At 68.5% G+C, this 19,057-nt stretch carries 18 protein-coding genes; 12 read left to right on the top strand and 6 right to left on the bottom strand.

The annotated features are described in order from the left end of the window. Positions 1-12: 12 nt before the first annotated feature. The gene (locus tag FOH10_RS19900; RefSeq protein WP_162836486.1) at positions 13-741 is read right to left on the bottom strand and encodes an amino acid ABC transporter ATP-binding protein; all 729 of its coding nucleotides are present in this window, start codon (positions 739-741) and stop codon (positions 13-15) included. A 257-nt stretch (positions 742-998) separates the two neighbouring features. Here FOH10_RS19900 and miaB point away from each other — a divergent pair, with 257 nt between their 5' ends. Together miaB and FOH10_RS19890 are read left to right on the top strand one after the other, a co-directional pair. Continuing rightward, the gene (gene miaB, locus FOH10_RS19895; RefSeq protein ID WP_143984211.1) at positions 999-2,531 is read left to right on the top strand and encodes a tRNA (N6-isopentenyl adenosine(37)-C2)-methylthiotransferase MiaB; all 1,533 of its coding nucleotides are present in this window, start codon (positions 999-1,001) and stop codon (positions 2,529-2,531) included. 61 nt (positions 2,532-2,592) lie between these two features. Continuing rightward, positions 2,593-3,180, top strand: a complete 588-nt coding sequence (locus FOH10_RS19890; protein ID WP_143984210.1) for an Rv2732c family membrane protein — start codon at positions 2,593-2,595, stop codon at positions 3,178-3,180. 16 nt (positions 3,181-3,196) lie between these two features. On the opposite strand, the gene FOH10_RS19885 is transcribed toward FOH10_RS19890, so the two are convergent. Then, complete coding sequence (locus FOH10_RS19885) at positions 3,197-3,667, bottom strand: hypothetical protein (RefSeq protein WP_143981874.1); 471 nt, start codon at positions 3,665-3,667, stop codon at positions 3,197-3,199. A gap of 46 nt (positions 3,668-3,713) precedes the next feature. Next, positions 3,714-5,153: a DUF349 domain-containing protein gene (locus FOH10_RS19880; RefSeq protein WP_029928317.1), complete on the bottom strand. Its 1,440-nt coding sequence runs from the start codon at positions 5,151-5,153 to the stop codon at positions 3,714-3,716. 176 nt (positions 5,154-5,329) lie between these two features. On the opposite strand from FOH10_RS19880, the gene FOH10_RS19875 reads away from it, so the two are divergent. From FOH10_RS19875 to FOH10_RS19845, 7 genes are all read left to right on the top strand, one after another. After that, positions 5,330-6,085, top strand: coding sequence for a class III extradiol ring-cleavage dioxygenase family protein (locus FOH10_RS19875; RefSeq protein WP_143981873.1), 756 nt, complete (start codon positions 5,330-5,332; stop codon positions 6,083-6,085). Then, complete coding sequence (gene miaA, locus FOH10_RS19870; protein WP_143981872.1) at positions 6,082-6,999, top strand: tRNA (adenosine(37)-N6)-dimethylallyltransferase MiaA; 918 nt, start codon at positions 6,082-6,084, stop codon at positions 6,997-6,999. Before FOH10_RS19875 ends, miaA begins: the two co-directional genes overlap by 4 nt. Continuing rightward, on the top strand, positions 6,999-7,820 hold the full coding sequence (locus FOH10_RS19865) for a TrmH family RNA methyltransferase (RefSeq protein ID WP_143981871.1): 822 nt from the start codon (positions 6,999-7,001) through the stop codon (positions 7,818-7,820). The genes miaA and FOH10_RS19865 overlap by 1 nt, the downstream gene beginning before the upstream one ends. Positions 7,821-7,843: 23 nt before the next feature. Next, positions 7,844-8,722 (top strand): diaminopimelate epimerase, encoded by an 879-nt coding sequence (dapF, locus tag FOH10_RS19860; RefSeq protein ID WP_143984209.1) that lies wholly within the window; start codon positions 7,844-7,846, stop codon positions 8,720-8,722. Between the two features lie 62 nt (positions 8,723-8,784). Continuing rightward, a complete protein-coding gene (gene hflX, locus FOH10_RS19855; RefSeq protein WP_143981870.1) occupies positions 8,785-10,245 on the top strand; it encodes a GTPase HflX in 1,461 nt (486 codons plus the stop codon). 96 nt (positions 10,246-10,341) lie between these two features. Further along, positions 10,342-11,223, top strand: a complete 882-nt coding sequence (locus FOH10_RS19850; RefSeq protein ID WP_244961292.1) for a lysophospholipid acyltransferase family protein — start codon at positions 10,342-10,344, stop codon at positions 11,221-11,223. Between the two features lie 167 nt (positions 11,224-11,390). Next, the gene (locus FOH10_RS19845; protein ID WP_143981869.1) at positions 11,391-12,536 is read left to right on the top strand and encodes an acyl-CoA dehydrogenase family protein; all 1,146 of its coding nucleotides are present in this window, start codon (positions 11,391-11,393) and stop codon (positions 12,534-12,536) included. A gap of 153 nt (positions 12,537-12,689) precedes the next feature. On the opposite strand, the gene FOH10_RS19840 is transcribed toward FOH10_RS19845, so the two are convergent. The 3 genes from FOH10_RS19840 to FOH10_RS19830 all read right to left on the bottom strand — a co-directional run bounded on the left by FOH10_RS19840 (position 12,690) and on the right by FOH10_RS19830 (position 16,785). Next, positions 12,690-14,708 (bottom strand): copper-translocating P-type ATPase, encoded by a 2,019-nt coding sequence (locus FOH10_RS19840; protein WP_244962103.1) that lies wholly within the window; start codon positions 14,706-14,708, stop codon positions 12,690-12,692. 107 nt (positions 14,709-14,815) lie between these two features. Continuing rightward, positions 14,816-15,679, bottom strand: a complete 864-nt coding sequence (locus tag FOH10_RS19835) for an ATP-binding cassette domain-containing protein (protein ID WP_143981867.1) — start codon at positions 15,677-15,679, stop codon at positions 14,816-14,818. Beyond that, positions 15,676-16,785, bottom strand: coding sequence for an ABC transporter permease (locus FOH10_RS19830; RefSeq protein ID WP_143981866.1), 1,110 nt, complete (start codon positions 16,783-16,785; stop codon positions 15,676-15,678). Before FOH10_RS19830 ends, FOH10_RS19835 begins: the two co-directional genes overlap by 4 nt. A gap of 342 nt (positions 16,786-17,127) precedes the next feature. Here FOH10_RS19830 and FOH10_RS19825 point away from each other — a divergent pair, with 342 nt between their 5' ends. The 3 genes from FOH10_RS19825 (at position 17,128) to FOH10_RS19815 (ending at position 19,023) form a co-directional block, all read left to right on the top strand. Next, on the top strand, positions 17,128-17,376 hold the full coding sequence (locus FOH10_RS19825; RefSeq protein WP_244961291.1) for an SHOCT domain-containing protein: 249 nt from the start codon (positions 17,128-17,130) through the stop codon (positions 17,374-17,376). Next, positions 17,373-18,005, top strand: a complete 633-nt coding sequence (locus FOH10_RS19820; RefSeq protein WP_221937846.1) for a hypothetical protein — start codon at positions 17,373-17,375, stop codon at positions 18,003-18,005. The genes FOH10_RS19825 and FOH10_RS19820 overlap by 4 nt, the downstream gene beginning before the upstream one ends. Before the next feature lie 361 nt (positions 18,006-18,366). Continuing rightward, positions 18,367-19,023, top strand: coding sequence for a class I SAM-dependent methyltransferase (locus FOH10_RS19815; RefSeq protein ID WP_143981865.1), 657 nt, complete (start codon positions 18,367-18,369; stop codon positions 19,021-19,023). The last annotated feature ends 34 nt before the right edge of the window (positions 19,024-19,057 follow it).

Genomic DNA, 19,057 nt, shown 5'->3' with positions numbered 1-19,057 from the left:
GTGGCGGAGTGTTTAGTGGCTGAGAATCTTGCCGAGGAAATCTTTCGCGCGTTCGGATTTGGGCGCGGTGAAGAACGTGTCCGGATCGGTGTCCTCGACGATCTGACCGTCCGCCATGAACAGCACCCGGTTGCCCGCGCGCCGCGCGAAACCCATCTCGTGGGTGACCACCACCATGGTCATACCGTCCTTGGCCAGCTGCACCATGACCTCGAGAACCTCGGACACCATTTCGGGGTCGAGCGCGGAGGTGGGCTCGTCGAACAGCATCACCTTCGGGTCCATGGCCAGCGCGCGAGCGATGGCGACGCGCTGCTGCTGACCGCCCGACAGCTGGGCGGGATACTTGTCGGCCTGATTGGCGATGCCGACCCGTTCGAGCAGTTCCATGGCGCGGGCGCGCGCCTTCGTCTTGTCCATCCGGCGCACCTTCACCGGCGCCAGCATGACGTTCTCGAGAATGGTCTTGTGCGCGAACAGATTGAAGCTCTGGAACACCATGCCCACATCGGCGCGCAGCCGCGCCAGGGCCTTGCCCTCGTCGGGCAACCGCACCCCGTCGATGGCGATGGTGCCGGAGTCGATGGTCTCGAGCCGGTTGATGGTGCGGCACAGCGTGGACTTACCGGAGCCGGACGGTCCCACCACGATGACGACCTGGCCCCTGGGCACTTCGAGGTTGATGTCCTGCAGGACGTGCAGAGCCCCGAAATGCTTGTCCACGGTCTGCATCGAGATCATCGGCGCGTCGGCGGTGACGGGTGTGGCGGCGTCGGTCATGACCAGTGACCTTAGAGGGCCGTTGCCCGAAATGCTCGCCTTTGGCCCCCGCGACGCCACAACCGCCCGGACTCGACACCCCGCCGTAACCGAGGATTGACGCCGCGGTGACGGGAGAGAGACGGATCACGCTGATCCCATGGGGTGGAACGGCCGCGAATCGGAGCCCGTACCCTGGACGGGTGAATTCGTTGGGGCTGGTTTCCGCACGTGACTCGATGGACGTCGATGTCGTGCGCACCTATGAGGTGCGCACCTACGGCTGCCAGATGAACGTGCACGACTCCGAGCGGCTGTCCGGTCTGCTCGAGGACGCCGGGTACGTCAAGGCCACATCCGGTGACACCGCCGATCTCGTCGTGTTCAACACCTGCGCGGTGCGCGAGAACGCCGACAACAAGCTGTACGGCACCCTCGGCCATCTCGCGCCGATCAAGGCCGAACGTCCGGGCATGCAGATCGCCGTCGGCGGCTGCCTGGCCCAGAAGGACCGCGACACCGTCGTGAAGAAGGCCCCCTGGGTGGACGTGGTGTTCGGCACCCACAACATCGGTTCGCTGCCGGTGCTGCTGGAACGCGCCCGCCACAACAGCGAGGCGCAGGTGGAGATCATGGAGGCGCTCGAGGCGTTCCCGTCCTCGCTGCCCGCCAAGCGTGAATCCGCCTACGCGGGCTGGGTGTCGATCTCGGTGGGCTGCAACAACACCTGCACCTTCTGCATCGTGCCGTCGCTGCGCGGCAAGGAGGTGGACCGCCGTCCCGGCGATGTGCTGGCCGAGGTGCAGGCGCTGGTCGACCAGGGCGTCATGGAGGTGACGCTGCTGGGGCAGAACGTCAACTCCTACGGCGTCTCCTTCGCCGACCCGAACGAACCGCGCGATCGCGGCGCCTTCGCCAAACTGCTGCGCGCCTGCGGATCCATCGAGGGCCTGGAGCGGGTGCGCTTCACCTCCCCGCATCCGGCCGAGTTCACCGACGACGTGATCGAGGCAATGGCCGAGACGCCGAACGTGTGCCCGCAGCTGCACATGCCGCTGCAGTCCGGTTCCGATCGCGTGCTCAAGGCCATGCGGCGCTCCTACCGCAAGTCCAAGTACCTGGGCATCATCGAGAAGGTGCGGGCGGCGATGCCGCACGCCGCCATCACCACCGACATCATCGTCGGCTTCCCGGGCGAGACCGAGGAGGATTTCCAGGAGACCCTGGATGTGGTGCGGCAGGCGCGGTTCACCAGCGCCTACACCTTCCAGTACTCCATCCGCCCCGGCACCCCGGCCGCCGAGATGCCCGATCAGCTGCCCAAGGACGTGGTGCAGGAACGCTATATGCGGCTCATCGAGTTGCAGGAGCGGATTTCCCTGGAGGCCAATCAGGCACTGGTCGGCACCGAGGTGGAACTGCTGGTGGCCGAGAGCAGCGCGGGCAAGAAGAACGCCGCCACCGCGCGCATGAGCGGTCGCGCCCGCGACGGCCGCCTGGTGCACTTCCGTCCCCCCGCCGATCCCGCGCCCGGAACGGAGATCCGTCCCGGCGATCTGGTCACCGTCGACATCACCGGCGCGGCTCCGCACCACCTCATCGCCGACAGCGTGGTCCGCGACCATCGCCGCACCCGCGCGGGCGACGCCCACGAGCGCGGCGTCACCCCGAAGACCGCGCCCATCGGCGTCGGCCTGGGACTGCCGCGCATCGGCGCACCCGAACCGCTGCCCGCCGCGTCGTCGGGCTGCGACAGCGGCTGCGGGCTGTGAGCGCGCGATGAGCGATCGGCACGGCGACGAGCCCAACACCCCCGACCCGAACGAGGAGACGATGAAGTCCACCGAGCAGGGCAGCCAGGAGTTCGAGCAGTTCCGCGGCGATCTGGAGGCGGTGGAACGCAAGATCGCCGGTGAGATCGATCCGGGGGTGCGCGCCCTGGTGGTCGCTGGCGCGGTGTTCGTGCTGCTGCTCTCGCTGGTGCTGCCGCACGCCGGGGCCGCCCGCGGCTTCGACGTGCTGCTCTACGATGCGGTCGCCCAGGACGAGCACATCGGCCTGCCCTCCCGGGTCTTCGAGTGGTTCGTGGTGGTGTTCGGCATCGGCTTCTCACTGGCCGCCCTGACCACCCGCCGCTGGGTGCTGGCCTGGATCGCCACCGCGGGCACCGCCATCGCCAGCGTGTTCGGCGTCTTCTCCATCTGGCACCGCCAGACCCCCGGCCTGGGCAACTACGAGGGCTCGGGTCCCGGCATCGGGCTGATCCTGGCGGCCATCGCCGCGATCGTGCTCACCTTCCACTGGATTCGCGTCGTGTGGAGCCGCACCGTCGTGCACCTGGAGGCCGAGGAGCGCCGCCGCCAGGCCGCGGCCGCCGCCGAGCAGCAGGACCGCCGCTGGCTCACCGGCGACGAGGAGTGAGCCGCCGCGGCGCGGGTCAGCTGTCGCTCGCGTCGTCCTCCCGCTCCACCGCGCCCTCCTCGGGCGTCTCGTCGTCCGCCGCCGCTCGCGCGCGCTGGGCGATGGCGAGTTCCAGGCCCGCGAGCAGCGGGTAGACCAGCGCGATGAGGAAGCCCGCGAGCGGCCAGGCGAGGGTGCCGCCGACGAAGCGGGCGACGACCCAGGCCACGCCGATGGTGGCGCCGACCGAGAGGAAGCTCAACGAGACACCCAGCGCCATCACGGTGCTGGGCTCCTTGTCGAGCCGCTGCCGGAATCCGGTCGAGACGACCGCTTCGAGCAGACTGAACGCGGCGACCGCGCCCATGGCGAACAGGAAGATCTGTGCCGCGCCCGCGCGATGCGCCTCGGTATTGAGCAGTGCGGCGCCCGCGGTGATGGAGACGGAGAAGCCGTAGGCCTGCCCGTTGTTGCGCATGGACGCCCGGAGCCCGCGCTTCAGGTGCATGCCTCACTCCCGTCCGGCTCCGGGTGCCCGACGGTGGTGGCGGTGATCAGCGCTGGCTGACCGCGCCCTCGGCGGCCTCGGCCCATTCTCGCCACTGTTTGGCCTGCTCCAGGGCTTTCTCCGCGTCGCGGGTCTTGCCCGCGGCCTGGGCCTTGGCGGCCTGCTCCTCGAATTGGGCGACGCGTTCGCGGAATTGGGCGGCGCGCGCCATGGCCTCCGGGTCGGTGCGCCGCCACTGGGCGTCCACCGCTTCGCGCACCTTCTTCTCGATGGCGCGCAGGCGGCCCTCGAGTTCGTGGATGCGTTCGCGGGGGACCTTGCCGATGGCGTCCCACTTCTCCTGGAGGTCGCGCAGGGCGGCACGGGCGGCGTCGAGTCCGGATTCCGGATCGATGTGCTCGTACTGCTTCAGCAGTTCCTCCTTGGCGGCGGCGTTCTGCTCGAATTCCGCGTCGCGTTCGGAGGCGGCCGCGTTGCGGGCGGCGAAGAAGACGTCCTGGGCGGCCTTGAACCGCCGCCACAGCTGCTCGTCGGCCTCGCGCGGGGCCCGGCCCGCGGCCTTCCATTCGGTGAGCAGGTCACGGAACACCGAGGCGGTGCCCGCCCAGTCGGTGGAGGAGGACAGCTCCTCTGCGCGCACGCACAGTTCTTCCTTGCGGGTCTTGGCGGCGGCCCGCTCCCGGTCCAGTTCGGCGAAGTGCGCACCGCGGCGGCGGTTGAACGCCTCGCGCGCCTTGGAGAAGCGCCGCCACAGTGCGTCGTCGACCTTGCGGTCCACGCCGCGAATGGTCTTCCACTCCTCCAGGATCTCGCGCAGCCGGTCGCCCGCGGCCTTCCACTGGGTGGATTCGGCGGCGATCTGCTCGGCCTCGGCGGCGAGCGCCTCCTTGCGTTCGGTGTGCTCGTGCCGGGTGCGCTCCTTCTCCTCCTTGGCGTGCGCGGCCGCCTCGTCGGAGTGTTCGATGATGGCCTGCAACCGCCGGGCCAGACCGTCGATGTCACCGATCACGGCGGCGGTCGGCAACGATTCGGCAAGCGCGGCGGCATCGGCCTTGATCTTGCGGGCGTCGGCTCCGGCGGCGAGCCGTTCCTCGAGCAGCACCACGTCGGTGGCGAGGTTGTCGAAGCGGCGGCCGAAGTGCGCCAGGCCCTCGGCGGCGTCACCGGCCTGCCAGGAGCCCACCACCCGCTCGCCGTCGGCGGTCTTCACCCAGGCGGTGCCGTCCTCGTCCACGCGCCCCCATTGGCTGGGGTCGCTGACGGTCGGCACCACCACCGCATGCGGGTGGGGGGTGTGCGCCGGGCCGGGCGCGGGTTTGACCGCATGGGGTTTGGGGGTATCAGAGCTGCGGGCACCGGGTTTGCGGGGCCGATTGCCGGCGGCCTCGGCGGCTGGTGACGGTCGTTCGGCGGCGGCCGCGCCAGGCTGGGGCGTCGTGGTCGACTCCGGGTGGGTAGCTTTGTCGTTTCCGTTGTTGTCGGTCATTGCTCCTCGTCCCTGCCGCGCGTCACGGCTGCCTGGTTACGCCCTGGTCATCCCATCTAGCTTGACCCCATTCAACCAGGCTGGGTGGCGAAATGCTGCGTTTGCGGGCCGCGTCACCGCGCGGCGGCGCGGACGGGGTGGGGCTGGTGTGGCGGGTTAGCGCTACGGTTGACGGCGTGTTCAGTGTTGCGGCCCTGGTCCCTTCGCCGCCCGTGCTCGTACCCGAGTTGGGCGGTGCCGCGGGTGTGGCGGACGGTGGCGAGGTGACGGCGCTGCGGGAGGCCACGCTGGATGCGGTGCGGGAGCTGGCCCGGTCGGCGGTGCGGTGGATCGTCATCGGGGTTTCGGAAACCGACCGACAAGTAGCCTCGACGGCGGTGGGCACGTTCCGCGGATTCGGCGTCGATGTCCGGGCGGGCCTCTCGGCCGCCGCGCTGACCGCCGATACGGCCGCCGATCCGGGTTTGCCGCTGCCGGTGCTGATCGGTGGCTGGCTGCGCGCCCGGACCGCCCCGGACACCAGCGCCGAAGTCCGGCTGCTGGCCGCCGACACCCCCGGCGCGCGGGCCCTGAACGTCGGCCGCGAGCTGCGCGCCGAACTCGACGCCGACCCCGAACCCGTCGGCGTGCTGGTGGTCGGCGACGGTGCGGCAACCCTGACCACCGCCGCGCCCCGCTATTTCGATCCGCGCGCCGAAGCCTTCCAGGCCGATCTCGACCGCGCGCTCACGGCGGGGGACCGGGACGGCCTGGCCGCGCTGGACGCGCCGCTGTGCGCCGAACTGTCGGTGGCGGGCAGACCGGGGTTCCAGGCGCTCGCGGGTCTGTTCGTGGACGACCCGAGCCGCCCGCGGGTCGAGACCCGTTACCGCGCGGCACCGTTCGGCGTCGGCTATCACGTCAGCGTCTGGCGGCCCGGGGGCGAGCGGTGATCCGCCCCGTCGCCGTCGTCGGCCCCACCGCCACCGGAAAGTCGGATCTGGCTCTGGAGCTGGCGCTGCGCCTCGGCGGCGAGGTCGTGAACATCGACGCCATGCAGCTGTACCGCGGTATGGATATCGGCACCGCCAAACTGTCCGTCGCCCAGCGGCGCGGGATTGCGCACCATCAGCTCGACGTGCTCGACGTGACCGAGTACGCCACCGTCGCCGCCTACCAGACGGCCGCCCGCGCCGATGTGGAGCAGATCATGGCGCGTGGGCACGTTCCGGTGATCGTGGGTGGCTCCATGATGTACGTGCAAGCGCTACTGGATGATTGGGATTTCCCGGCGACCGATCCGGAGGTCCGCGCCAAGTGGGAGCGGGTGCTCGCGGAGCGGGGCCTCGGCGCGGTGCACGAGGCGCTGCGGGCCGCCGATCCGGTCGCGGCGGCCACCATCCTGCCCACCGACGGCCGCCGCATGGTGCGCGCGCTCGAGGTGGTGGAGCTGACCGGGCAGCCGTTCGCCGCCTCCCAGCCGAGGATCGGCGAACCCCGCTGGGGCACAACCGTCATCGGTGTCGACCGGGAGACCGCCGAACTCGACGCCCGCATCGAGCTGCGCACCGCCCGCATGTTCGAGCAGGGTCTCGTCGAGGAGGTGATCGGGCTGCTCGATCACGGTCTGCGCGAAGGGGTTACGGCGCGGCGCGCGATCGGATACGCACAAGTCCTCGCGTACCTCGACAACGAATACGACCTGAGACACGCACAGGAGCGCACCTTCATCGGCACCCGGCGCTACGTTCGACGGCAGCGTTCGTGGTTCCGGCGGGACCCCCGGGTGCGCTGGGTCGACGGCGCGGATCCGGATCTGGTCGCCACGACGTCGGCCCTCCTCGAGGAACAGGAACGAGTTCGGTAGTGACGCAGCGCGGCAGCACCCGTAACGCCTCGGTTCAGGTGTGGCAGGCATATCTGAACAATCGGACCAAACGGGCGCGCGATGGACGTTTTCTCGTGCTCGGGCAGCGGGCCATCGCGCGCGCGCTCGAAACCGATTGGCCGCTCGAAACGCTGGTGTACCGGCTCGGTACGCCCGCGCCGTCGGTGTGGGCGCGGCAGGTCATCGACAGCAGCGGGGTACCGAGCGTCGGCCTGGTGCCCGAACTCATGGCCGAACTGGCCGAACCCGCGGAGTCGGTACCCGAACTGGTCGCGGTCGCGGTGTCGCGGCACACCGAACTCGAGGACTTCGCACCCGGATCGGTGGCGGATCCGCCCGTGGTGGTGGTCATCGACCGGCCGTCCTCGGCGCTGCGCCTGGGGGCGCTGCTGCGGTCCGCCGCCGCCTACGGAGCCGCCGGGGTCATCGTGACCGGTTCCGGTGCGGACCATTTCGACCCGCAGGCGGTGCGCGCCTCCGACGGGGCGCTGTTCGCCGTGCCGGTCTTCCGGGTGCCCGGCCCCGAGCGGGTGCTCGCCTTCCGGGACGCCCTGGAGGCGCGCGGACTCGACCCCCGTATCGTCGGCAGCGACGATCGCGGCGGGATGGCGCTCGACGAACTCGACTTCGGCGGAGCCACCATCCTGGTGCTCGGCGACGAGCGGGACACCCTCGGCTCGGCCTGGGCGCCGGTGTGCGACGAGCTGGTGAGCATCCCGACCCACGGGACGCTCGGCGCGCCGTCGGCCGCGGCGGTGGCCCTGTACGAAATTTCCCGGCAGCGCCGGGCGTTGCGGTGAGGACTATGAGCGAGAGCGCTGAGATCGAATTCAGCAAGGGGCACGGCACCCAGAACGATTTCGTGGTGCTGCCCGATCCGGACGCGTGGCTGGAGCTGACCGAATCCCGCGTCGCGGCGCTGTGCGACCGGCAGCGCGGACTCGGCGCGGACGGGGTGCTGCGGGTGGCGCGCGCGGGTGCGCTCGTCGACACCGGCGTGCTGGCCGAACTCCCCGCGGGCGTGCGCGCCGCGGACTGGTTCATGGACTACCGCAATGCCGACGGCTCCATCGCCGAGATGTGCGGTAACGGGGTCCGCGTCTTCGCCCACTACCTCGCCGCCACCGGCCTGGAGAGCCGCGACGAGTTCGTGGTCGGCAGCCGCGCCGGAGCCCGGCCCGTCGTCGTGCACCACGCCGACGCCGTGCACGGCGAGGTCACCGTCGACATGGGCCGCGTGCGCCGGCTCGGCACCTCCACCGCCACGCTGTCCGGCCGCACCGTCACCGGCCTCGGCATCGATGTCGGCAACCCCCACCTGGCCTGCGTCGACCCGACGCTCACCGCCGCCGACCTGGCCGCGCTCGACCTCACCGCCGCCCCCACCTTCGACCGCACCGTCTTCCCCAACGGCGTCAATGTCGAAATCCTCACCCCGCTGCACGACGGCGCGGTCGATATGCGCGTCTACGAACGCGGCGTCGGCGAAACCCGTTCCTGCGGCACCGGAACCGTCGCCACCGCGGCCGCCGCCCTGGTCCGCGCGGGCGTCGACATCGACACCGCATCCGGCGAGGTGCACGTCCGCATCCCCGGCGGCGAGGTCACCGTCACCATTGACCACGGCACCGCCACCCTGCGCGGCCCCTCGGTCCTCGTGGCATCCGGTCGCATCGCCGCGAAGTGGTGGCAGGAGCTCTGAGCGCGACGCGCGTGAAATAACCGAATGCGCCTTCTTGTTCCTTCGTGGGACCATGGAGGTGTATGAGCAAACAAGAAACGTACGAGTTCACTCCCGCCGAGGAGATCGCCGAGGCCAGCCGTAACGGCTGGTCCGCTGATCCCACCGTCGGTGAGCTGCAGCTCGAGGACCGCAGCGCGCTGCGCCGCGTGGCCGGGCTGTCCACCGAACTCACCGATATCACCGAGGTCGAGTACCGCCAGCTGCGCCTGGAGCGCGTGGTGCTGGTCGGTGTCTGGACCGAGGGCACGGCGACGCAGGCCGAGGCCAGCATGGCCGAGTTGGCCGCGCTCGCCGAAACCGCCGGATCCGAGGTGCTCGACGCGCTGATCCAGCGCCGCGACAAGCCGGACCCGGCCACCTACATCGGCTCCGGCAAGGCCGAGGAACTGCGCGCCGTGGTGCTCGACACCGGCGCGGACACCGTGATCTGCGACGGTGAACTGACCCCCGCCCAGCTGACCGCGCTGGAGAAGGTCGTCAAGGTCAAGGTGATCGATCGGACCGCCCTGATCCTGGACATCTTCGCCCAGCACGCCACCTCCCGCGAGGGCAAGGCACAGGTCTCGCTGGCCCAGATGGAGTACATGCTGCCGCGGCTGCGCGGTTGGGGTGAGTCCATGTCCCGGCAGGCCGGTGGTCGTGCGGGCAGCAATGGCGGTGTGGGTCTGCGCGGTCCCGGTGAGACCAAGATCGAGACCGACCGTCGCCGGATTCGCGAACGCATGGCCAAGCTGCGCCGTGAGATCCGCGAGATGAAGACCGCCCGCGACACCAAGCGTTCCAAGCGCACCTCGAGCGGCATTCCGCAGGTCGCCATCGTCGGCTACACCAATGCCGGTAAGTCGAGCCTGATGAACGCGCTCACCGGCGCCGGAATCCTGGTGCAGGACGCGCTGTTCGCCACCCTGGATCCGACCACCCGCCGAGCCGCCCTGGAGGACGGTCGCGAAGTGGTGTTCACCGATACCGTCGGCTTCGTGCGGCATCTGCCCACGCAGCTGGTCGAGGCGTTCCGCTCCACCCTGGAGGAGGTGACCGGCGCGGATCTGCTGCTGCATGTGGTGGACGGTTCCGATCCGCTGCCCGATCAGCAGATCAAGGCGGTGCGCGAGGTCGTCACCGAGGTGCTGCGCGAGTCGGATACCCCGGCCCCGCGGGAACTGCTGGTGGTCAACAAGATCGACGCACTGGATCCGCTGGAGCTGACCCAGTTGCGGGCGGCCATGCCCGATGCGGTGTTCGTCTCCGCGCGCACCGGTGCTGGCCTGACCGACCTGCGGGATCGGCTGGCCGAGATTCTCGGTGGCCTGGATGTGGAAGTCGGTGTGCTGCTGCCGTATTCGCGTGGCGATCTGCTCTCGCGAGTGCATGCGGACGGTCGCATCCTCAGTGAGGAGCACGAGGAGTCCGGTACCCGGTTGCGGGCGCGGGTGCCGCGGGCACTGGCCGCGGTGCTCACCGAATTCGCGCACGCCGGGTGAGCTGGGTCACGTTCGGAGTGTGACACCCACAATCGGTGCCTTGCAGTGGTTTTCGTTACCATGACGTAATCGAATTTTCTGCAGGGAGGGAATTTCGTGTCCGACCGAGTCACGTATTTGTCCGATAAGACCGATCGTCCGGCGCTCACCGACGGTGCGCCGCTGCATGTGGAACTGTCCGACCTCGATCGCCGCATGCTCGATGTGCTGGCGGTGCCGGGGCGGGCCTGGTTCAGTCCGCGGTTCTACGGACTGGACCGGCTGCCGACCGACGGGCCGGTGCTGCTGGTGGGCAACCACACCCTCACCGGTGGCCTGGACGCGCCCATGCTGGCGCATGAGATCCTGCGCCGTACCGGACGGCTGGCGCGCGGACTGGCCGAGAACGTGCTCATCGACGTGCCGGGGTTGCGCGATGTGCTGCACCACCTCGGCGTGGTGCGCGGCAACCGGCACAACTGCACCACCCTGCTGCGGCAGGGGGAGATCGTCGCGGTATTCCCGGGCGGGGGCCGGGAAGCCATGAGCGGCAAGCACGAGAAGTACGTCCTGAACTGGAAGGGGCGTACCGGATTCGCGCAGATGGCCATCGAGGCGGGCGCACCCATCGTGCCCATGGGCATGATCGGGGGCGACGATGTGTACGACGTGGTCTTCGACGGCGCGCATCCGGTCATGCGCCCGGTGCGGGGTCTGGTGGAGGCGCTGGGCCTGCGCGCCAGCCTCACCCCGCCGCTGATTCGCGGCCTCGGACCGACCCTGCTGCCCAAGCCCGAGCGCTTCTACTTCTCCCTCGGCGACCCCATCGACACCAGTGCGTGGGCCGACGCCTCCGATCCGGCCGAGGCGGCCCTCGAATTGCAGGGCGTGGTGCGCAAGGCGCTCGAGGAGGAGATCCGTTTCCTTCTCGCCCAGCGTGACGCCGATCGCGGTCGCAGTCTGCTGGGTCGGGTGATGCAGGCCGCGAACCCAGCCTGACTGGACGGTCAGGTTTACGGTCGTTCGTTTGGTGCAAACTGCGACTGGTTCGGATACAGCCGCAGTTCCACCCACTTTTTCGGGGTCGGAAGTAAACGACGATTCGACTTCCGTGTACCGTATGTGACGTAGGCATCAGTGCCGCTGTGGTCACATAGGAGGTCGGCGTGGAGCGCACCCTTTTCGAACCCGAACACGAGCTGTTCCGGGAGTCCTTCCGCAAGTTTCTGGATCAGCACGTCGCCCCGAACCACGAGCGGTGGGAAGAGGCGGGCATCGTGGATCGCGCGGTCTGGCTGGAGGCGGGCAAGCAGGGCTTCCTCGGAATGGCGGTGCCGGAGGAGTTCGGCGGCGGCGGAGTGAAGGACTTCCGCTACAACGCCATCGTCACCGAGGAGACCACCAAGGGCATGTACTCGGGCCTGGGCTTCGGACTGCACAACGACGTCATCGCGCCGTACCTGCTGGAGCTGGCCAACGACGAGCAGAAGGCCCGCTGGCTGCCCGGTTTCTGCACCGGCGAGATCATCACCGCCATCGCCATGACCGAGCCCGGCACCGGCTCCGATCTGCAGGGCATCAAGACCCGCGCCGTCCGCGATGGTGACGACTGGATCCTCAACGGCTCCAAGACCTTCATCACCAACGGCATCAACTCCGATATCGTCATCGTGGTCGCCCAGACCGACCCAGAGAAGGGTGCGATGGGCTTCTCCCTGCTCGTGGTCGAGCGTGATATGCCCGGCTTCACCCGCGGCCGCAATCTCGACAAGATCGGTCTCAAGGCGCAGGACACCGCCGAACTCTCCTTCGACAATGTGCGCGTCCCCGGCAAGAACCTGCTCGGCACCGAGGGCATGGGCTTCATCCACCTCATGCAGAACCTCCCGCAGGAGCGCCTGTCCATCGCCGTCATGGCCGCCGCCGCCATGGAATCCTGTCTGGACCTGACCTGCCAGTACGTCCGTGACCGCAAGGCGTTCGGCAAACCCATCGGCGCACAGCAGAACACCCGCTTCGTCCTCGCCGAACTCGCCACCAAGACCACCGCCGTCCGCGTCTTCGTCGACCACTGCATCACCCTGCTCAACCAGGAGAAGCTGTCCCCCGAGGACGCCGCCAAGGCCAAATGGTGGAGCACCGAGGAACAGATCGACCTCATCACCAAATGCCTGCAACTGCACGGCGGCTACGGCTATATGCGCGAATACCCGATCGCCAAGGCGTACATGGACGCCCGCGTGCAGACCATCTACGGCGGTACGACGGAGATCATGAAGGAGATCATCGGGCGGAGCTTGAAGCTGGCCTGATCACGGTCGGTCTTCCGACTCGGGAGACGGCTGATGTCCCGGCTGCATCCCGTCTCAGCTCTGAGACTTGTTCGTTTCCGTGGGGGTGCGCCCCGGCGTATCCCCTTCGAGACGGCGCTGCCCGCGAACGACGCTGCGACACAGCGGGATCCGTCAGATGTGGACACGGCGTAGTCGAAGGGCGTTGGCGATGACGGACACCGAGCTGAAGGCCATTGCGGCGGCTGCGATCATGGGGGAGAGCAGGATTCCGAAGGCGGGATACAGCACGCCGGCGGCGATGGGGACGCCGACGGCGTTGTAGGCGAAGGCCCAGAACAGGTTTTCGCGCATGTTGCGCATGGTGGCCTCGGACAGGTGGCGGGCGCGGGCGATGCCGCGTAGGTCGCCCTGCACCAGGGTGACGCCCGCGGTCTGCATAGCGATGTCGGTGCCGGTGCCCATGGCGATACCGACCTGGGCCTGGGCCAGGGCCGGGGAGTCGTTGATGCCGTCCCCGGCCATGGCGACGAATCGGCCTTGTTGCTGTAGTTGTCGCACGATTGTGGCCTTCTGGTCGGGCAGCACCCCGGCGACCACATCATCGAGGCCGAGACGGGCGGCGACGGCGTGGGCGGTGGTTTCGTTGTCGCCGGTGAGCATGACGATCCGTATCCGGGCCGCGTGCAGGGCGTCGATGGCTTCCGGGGTGGTCGGGCGGACCGGATCGGCGACCGCGACCATACCGGCGAGTACGCCGTCGGAGGCCAAGTACATGATCGTTTTTCCCTCGGCGCGAAGGCTGTTCGCGTGTGCTGTCGTGGCGGCGGTGTCGATGTGGTGTGCGGCCATGAGTGTGTCGTTGCCCAGCGCGAGGTGCCGGCCGTCGATGCTGCCGGTGACGCCCTTGCCGGGGACAGCCTGGAAATCGCTGACGGGTGACAGTGCGATGCCACGGTCGGATGCGCCCGCGACGATGGCGGCGGCGAGCGGGTGTTCGCTGCCGCGTTCCAGCGAGGCGGCCAGTCGCACCACGTCCGTCTCATCGTGGGTCTCGAGCGCCACGACGTCGTGCAGGCGGGGATGTCCTTCGGTGAGGGTGCCGGTCTTGTCCACCACGAGAGTGTCGACTCGGCGCAGGGTTTCGATGGCGGCGGCGTCGGAGAACAACACCCCGAAGCCCGCTCCTTTCCCGGACGCGACCACGATCGACATGGGCGTGGCCAGGCCGAGTGCGCAGGGGCAGGCGATGATCAGGACGCCGATGGCGTTGAGGATGGCGTAGGCCAGTGCGGGGGCCGGTCCCCAGGTCACCCACACCGCGAAGGTGACGGCCGCGATGATCAGGACTACGGGCACGAAGTATCCGGAGACGATATCGGCGAGGCGTTGGATGGGGGCGCGGCTGCGCCCGGCCTCGCTGACCATGTTCACGATCTGGGCCAGCAGGGTGTCGGCGCCGACGCGGCGGGCCTGGACGATCAGCGAGCCGGTGCCGTTGACCGTGGCGCCGATGACCTTGTCGCCTTCGGTCTTCTCCACCGGGATCGGTTCACCGGTGATCATCGATTCGTCGATCGAGGAGCGGCCTTCGACGACGATCGCGTCCACGGGCACCTTCTCACCGGGTCGTACCCGCAGCCGGTCGCCGACCCGTATCCGGTCGAGTGCCACATCGTGTTCGGTGCCGTCGGGTTCGATCCGGCGTGCCGTCTTGGGAGCCAGTTCCAGCAGTGACCGGATGGCGGCGTTGGTCGAGCCCCGGGCTCGGAGCTCGAGGACCTGCCCGAGCAGTACGAGGGTGGCGATGATCGCCGCGACTTCGAAATACACCGGTGGGCCGGATTCGCCGGTGTGAAGGGACTCGGGGAAGGCCCCGGGCGCGGTCACGGCGACCACGCTGTAGAGGTAGGCGACGCCGATACCGAGTCCGGTCAGGGTGAACATGTTGGGCCGCGGCGGAATCAGCGAGCGCGCGAACCGCACGAAAATCGGCCAAGTCCCCCACAACACGACCGGGGTGGTCAACGCCAGCTGCGCCCAGTGCGAGATCGACGACGGCGCGATGCTCGTCATACCCAGCACCGCGATGGGAACCGACAACGCGGCGCTGACCCAGAACCGCCGTGTCATATCGGCCAGTTCGGCATCGCCGGACGCGTCCGGGTCTGGTTGGCGTGGCTGCAAAGTCATGCCGCAGACCGGGCACTGACCGGGCGCCGACCGGATGATGTCGGGGTGCATGGGACATACCCATTCCCGCGCGGACACCGCTGCGGATGTGTCGATGGTGTGACCGGTCATCGTGTGCCCTGCCCTTCGTCGTTCGGCACCGCCGACCGGTACCGCTGCGGGTCGGCGTCGTATTTGTCCAGGCATATCCGGGAGCAGAAGTACAGGGTGCGGCCGCCCGCGGTGCGGTGGCCGGCGGCGCGTTCGACCATGATCTCCATGCCGCAGACGGGATCCGCGGCGGTGACGAACGCGGTTTCGCGGTCCCGCAGTTGCCCCTCGGCCAACCACAGCAGGCGATCGGCGACAGCGGTGATGCGGTGATCATGGGTCACGATCACGATGGTCTTTCGCTCGTCGGCGGCGATCTCCTGCAGCAGATGCAGTACCTGATAGCCCGAGGCGGCATCCAGATTCGCGGTGGGCTCGTCGGCCAGCAGCAGCGACGGATCGTTGATCAGGGCTCGGGCGATGGCGACGCGCTGTTGCTCCCCGCCGGACAACGCGTCCGGACGGTGTCGGCTCCGATGCGCCAGACCCAGCCGAGCCAGCAGCGCCTCCGCACGATCGCGGCGAGTGCGGTGGGAGGCTCCGGCCAATGCGGCGGGCAGGGCGACATTCTCGAGCGCGCTGAGCGCGCCCAGCAGATTGTACGACTGGAATACGAAACCGAGTTCATGCAACCGCAGCCGGGCCAACTCGGCATGCCCGAGACCCGACAGCGGCCGGTCCTGGATGCGGATCTCCCCTTCGCTGGGTGAGAGCAGCGCACCCATCAGCTGTAACAGGGTGCTCTTGCCCGATCCCGAGGGGCCCATGACGACGATCAGTTCGCCGACCGCGACGGCTAGATCAACCCTGTCGACGGCTCGGACCGCGGTCTCGCCTCGACCGAAGGTCTTGGTGACGTGGTCCAGTCGCAGCACCGTCATGACCGGAACACCTCGGCCGGATCGATGCGCGCGATGCGAGCCAAGGGAATCAGCGAAGCCACCACGGCCATCGCCACCGTCGCGGCCGCGATCCACGCGAGGTCAGCGGCGACGATATCGGAGACGAACGCCGGCACCCACCGTTTCGCGGCGGAACGGGCGGCCACGGCGAGTCCGATACCGGCCGCATAGCCGGCGAGCGCGGCGATCAATGCCTGGGCGGCGACGGTGACGGTGAGCTGTCGGGCGCGGGCCCCGAGCGCTTTGAGCACCCCGTACTCGCGGCGCTTCTCCAGCACGGCCGAATAGATGGTCAGGCCGACGACCGCGACACCGACGGCGAATCCGATGATCAGCAGGACGGTGATCACCGGTAGGAAGCTGCCGGTGATCACCCGTTGGTTGGCTGCGACCACCGACGCGGTGTCACGCACCGACAGCTGCGGTGACAGCGCTTCGATCCGGGCGATCACCGCGGCCCGGTCGGCGTCGGGGGCGAGCCCGACGAGTATGCCGTTGTCGGTGTCGGGCATGGAGAGCACCTGCCGGGCGGTCGCCGTGGTCACGTAGGCGTACTGGAACATCACCATGTCGCCACCGCTGCTGATTCCGGTGACACGCAGGGTGATCCCGTTCAGCACCAGGTCGTCGCCGAGGTGCACACCGTGCTCGGCCGCGAACACCTGATCCACGATGATCCCGCTGTCGTTCGGTGCCGCGGAGCCGGATTCGAGCTGGGCCGGGCCCGCGACCGGTAGCGTCGGGTCGAACCCGACCAGGTAGAGCAGGGCTGGCTCCCCGTGCAGGGTGAAACCGACCTGACGGGCGAGGTACGGGTACGTGAACGTCACCCCGGGTGTGGCCGCGATCTGCTCCCTCTCGCCGTCGGCGACGATCGAGTAGGAGTGGAAGAAGTCCGCGGTGCCCTGTTGCACCACCCACAGCTGGGCCGGGATACGTTCGAAGTACCCGCTGACCTTGTTCTCGTAGGACACATACAACCCACGCAGCAGCACGATCAGCATTACCGCCAGCGCTACCCCACCCACGGAAATGGCCAGGCGCATACGCTCCTTGGCAAGGTTTCTGGCCGCGAAGGCAATCATCGCCGGGCTCCCGGAGGGGTTCGGTTTATCGTTCGAGAATCGACCATCGCATCCGGGCTCGGTGTGCGATAGCGACCTTCGTCCGGAAACCGGGAGGGCGGAGGTCCCTTGCCTCCCCTGCCGTCGGACGGCTCGCGTTGCACTCTCACGGCCCGTGACGCGGTGCTAGGTGGATGTGCTTTCAAACGCTCCCCGACACCCCGCGCCGGGTGCTTGCGACCGGTCCCGATTCCGAGGCGGGGTATCGAGACATGCAGATTCAGGACCAATTCCCCTGTGCGTCTGTTAGCAGGGGTGGCCATCGTGGAAGGACGAGGTTGCTCGTCTGACGGAGGTGACGACATGATGCACGGCTACGACTGGGGCTGGGGTGGGGGTTGGATGATGCTGATGCCGGTGGTCTGGATACTCCTGATCGGTGTGATCGTCTGGGCCGCGGTCACTCTGACCCAGCGGTCGTCGGATCGCACGACCCCGCACCGGGAGACGCCTTCGGAGATCTTGGATCGGCGATTCGCCAGCGGCGAGATCGACGCGAAGACCTACGCCGAGGCACGAGCTCAGCTGACCGGGCGAGGACGGGAGACATGATGGGCCGCAATCGCTCCCGCTGGTTGCTGCTCGCCGTTCTAGTCGCGGCATTCGCCGCACTCGTCGGCTCGATCGCATGGGTGGGTGGCCGGGACGGCTGGCGGACCACACCGGGGCCGATGATGGGATACACCGTCGGCGGAGGAGGGCCCGTCCGTGATCTCGCCGCCGCCGAAGACAGTGCACAGGAGTTCGCGCGGCGGTGGGGACTCGACGTCGGAGAGGTAATGCAGTTCGACAACGGTTTCTACGCCGAACTAGTGGATTCCGACGGCAACGGGGCGACCGAGGTACTGATCGATCCGCGCACCGGCGCCACCCAGCTCGAGTGGGGTCCGGCCATGATGTGGAACACCACCTACGGCATGCATCATCACGGCCGCTCCAGCAGCACCTGCACCGTCGATGCAGACCGAGCGCGCGACATCGCCGGACAATGGCTGCGCGACAACCGATCCGATGAGACACCCGCGGGGCCCGACGCGTTCCCCGGCTATTACACCCTGCACACCCTCCGCGGCGACACGGTGACCGGAATGCTGTCCGTACACTGCTATTCGGGCGAGGTCTGGTATCACGACTGGCACGGACAGTTCGTCTCCATGAGCGAACACCAGGAACCGCGCTGACAGCTCCGAACGGGAGAAACTCGGACCCCGATCTGGCTCGCCGATTTGCCCCTCACGCGCTTTCGGATCGACGAGTCTCGTACATGCGACGGCCACGGCGGCACTGACGAGGGTGGCTGCCCACACTGTGGCGTGCAGATCCAGCAGGTCCGCGACCACGCCACACCGGGTCGGCGACATCGCCGATGACCGCGAGCAGTGTGCGAAGACATGGCGGTGCCCGCGCTGCGCAGCACGGTCCCGGCGGCCCATCCGGTGAATCCGTGGGAGCGGTCTGACGATGCGAATTCGACAGTACCGGTGGCAGTTTGGGGGTTGTCCCTGATGTGGTGAGACGTCAGAGCTGGTTGGGTGTACAGGTATGACAGCCGCATATGGAGCTGGCAAGGTCGAGCGGATATTCGACCGACTCGCCGCCGGCTACGACCGACAGATCACCAGGTCGGAAAGGTTCATGCTCGGCAACGCCCGCACCTGGGCGGTGGCACAGGCATCGGGCACCGTGCTCGAGATCGGCGTCGGCACCGGATTGAATATTCCTCTCTACGGCTCGGACGTCACCAACATCATCGCAGTGGATCTGTCTCGAGAAATGCTGCGCATCGCCCGTGGCCGCGTCTCGGCCGCCGACACGGAACGGTTCAGCTTGCACCACGGCGATGTAGAGCACTTGGACCTGCCCGACGCCTCGATCGACACCGTCGTCTCGACCTACACCTTCTGCACGATCCCCGACCCACTCGCCGCCTCTCGCGAGGCGCACCGGGTGCTGCGCCCAGGCGGACTGTTCGTGCTCGCCGAGCACGGCCCATCCCGAAACCGGCTGGGCGCGAGGGTGATGCGCCTGATCGAGCCGATCACTGTGCGATTCGCGGCCGACTACCTGACCCGCGACCCCGTCCCGTACTTGCGGGACGCGGGATTCGCGGTGGAATCGGTGACACGCACCGGACGTGGCGGGGTGACCTTCCGGGTGCTCGCCCGCAAACCCGGTCTCACGGTCGAAACCAGTTCCTGACGCTCGGCCCGAATACACGATCAATGACCGCGTA

Source organism: Nocardia otitidiscaviarum (genome assembly GCF_007362295.1).
GTDB classification, from domain to species: domain Bacteria; phylum Actinomycetota; class Actinomycetes; order Mycobacteriales; family Mycobacteriaceae; genus Nocardia; species Nocardia otitidiscaviarum.
The sequence above is the reverse complement of the archived record's forward strand: the minus strand, read 5'-3'. Positions and strand labels throughout refer to the sequence as shown.

Bases quoted from the DNA above. Each gene is read 5' to 3' on its own strand.
- FOH10_RS19900 (WP_162836486.1), bottom strand. From the start codon at position 741: ATGATCTCGATGCAGACCGTGGACAAGCATTTCGGGGCTCTGCACGTC.
- miaB (WP_143984211.1), top strand. From the start codon at position 999: ATGGACGTCGATGTCGTGCGCACCTATGAGGTGCGCACCTACGGCTGC.
- FOH10_RS19890 (WP_143984210.1), top strand. From the start codon at position 2,593: ATGAAGTCCACCGAGCAGGGCAGCCAGGAGTTCGAGCAGTTCCGCGGC.
- FOH10_RS19885 (WP_143981874.1), bottom strand. From the start codon at position 3,667: ATGCACCTGAAGCGCGGGCTCCGGGCGTCCATGCGCAACAACGGGCAG.
- FOH10_RS19880 (WP_029928317.1), bottom strand. From the start codon at position 5,153: ATGACCGACAACAACGGAAACGACAAAGCTACCCACCCGGAGTCGACC.
- hflX (WP_143981870.1), top strand. From the start codon at position 8,785: ATGAGCAAACAAGAAACGTACGAGTTCACTCCCGCCGAGGAGATCGCC.
- FOH10_RS19840 (WP_244962103.1), bottom strand. From the start codon at position 14,708: ATGACTTTGCAGCCACGCCAACCAGACCCGGACGCGTCCGGCGATGCC.
- FOH10_RS19835 (WP_143981867.1), bottom strand. From the start codon at position 15,679: ATGACGGTGCTGCGACTGGACCACGTCACCAAGACCTTCGGTCGAGGC.
- FOH10_RS19830 (WP_143981866.1), bottom strand. From the start codon at position 16,785: ATGATTGCCTTCGCGGCCAGAAACCTTGCCAAGGAGCGTATGCGCCTG.
- FOH10_RS19825 (WP_244961291.1), top strand. From the start codon at position 17,128: ATGATGCACGGCTACGACTGGGGCTGGGGTGGGGGTTGGATGATGCTG.
- FOH10_RS19820 (WP_221937846.1), top strand. From the start codon at position 17,373: ATGATGGGCCGCAATCGCTCCCGCTGGTTGCTGCTCGCCGTTCTAGTC.
- FOH10_RS19815 (WP_143981865.1), top strand. From the start codon at position 18,367: ATGACAGCCGCATATGGAGCTGGCAAGGTCGAGCGGATATTCGACCGA.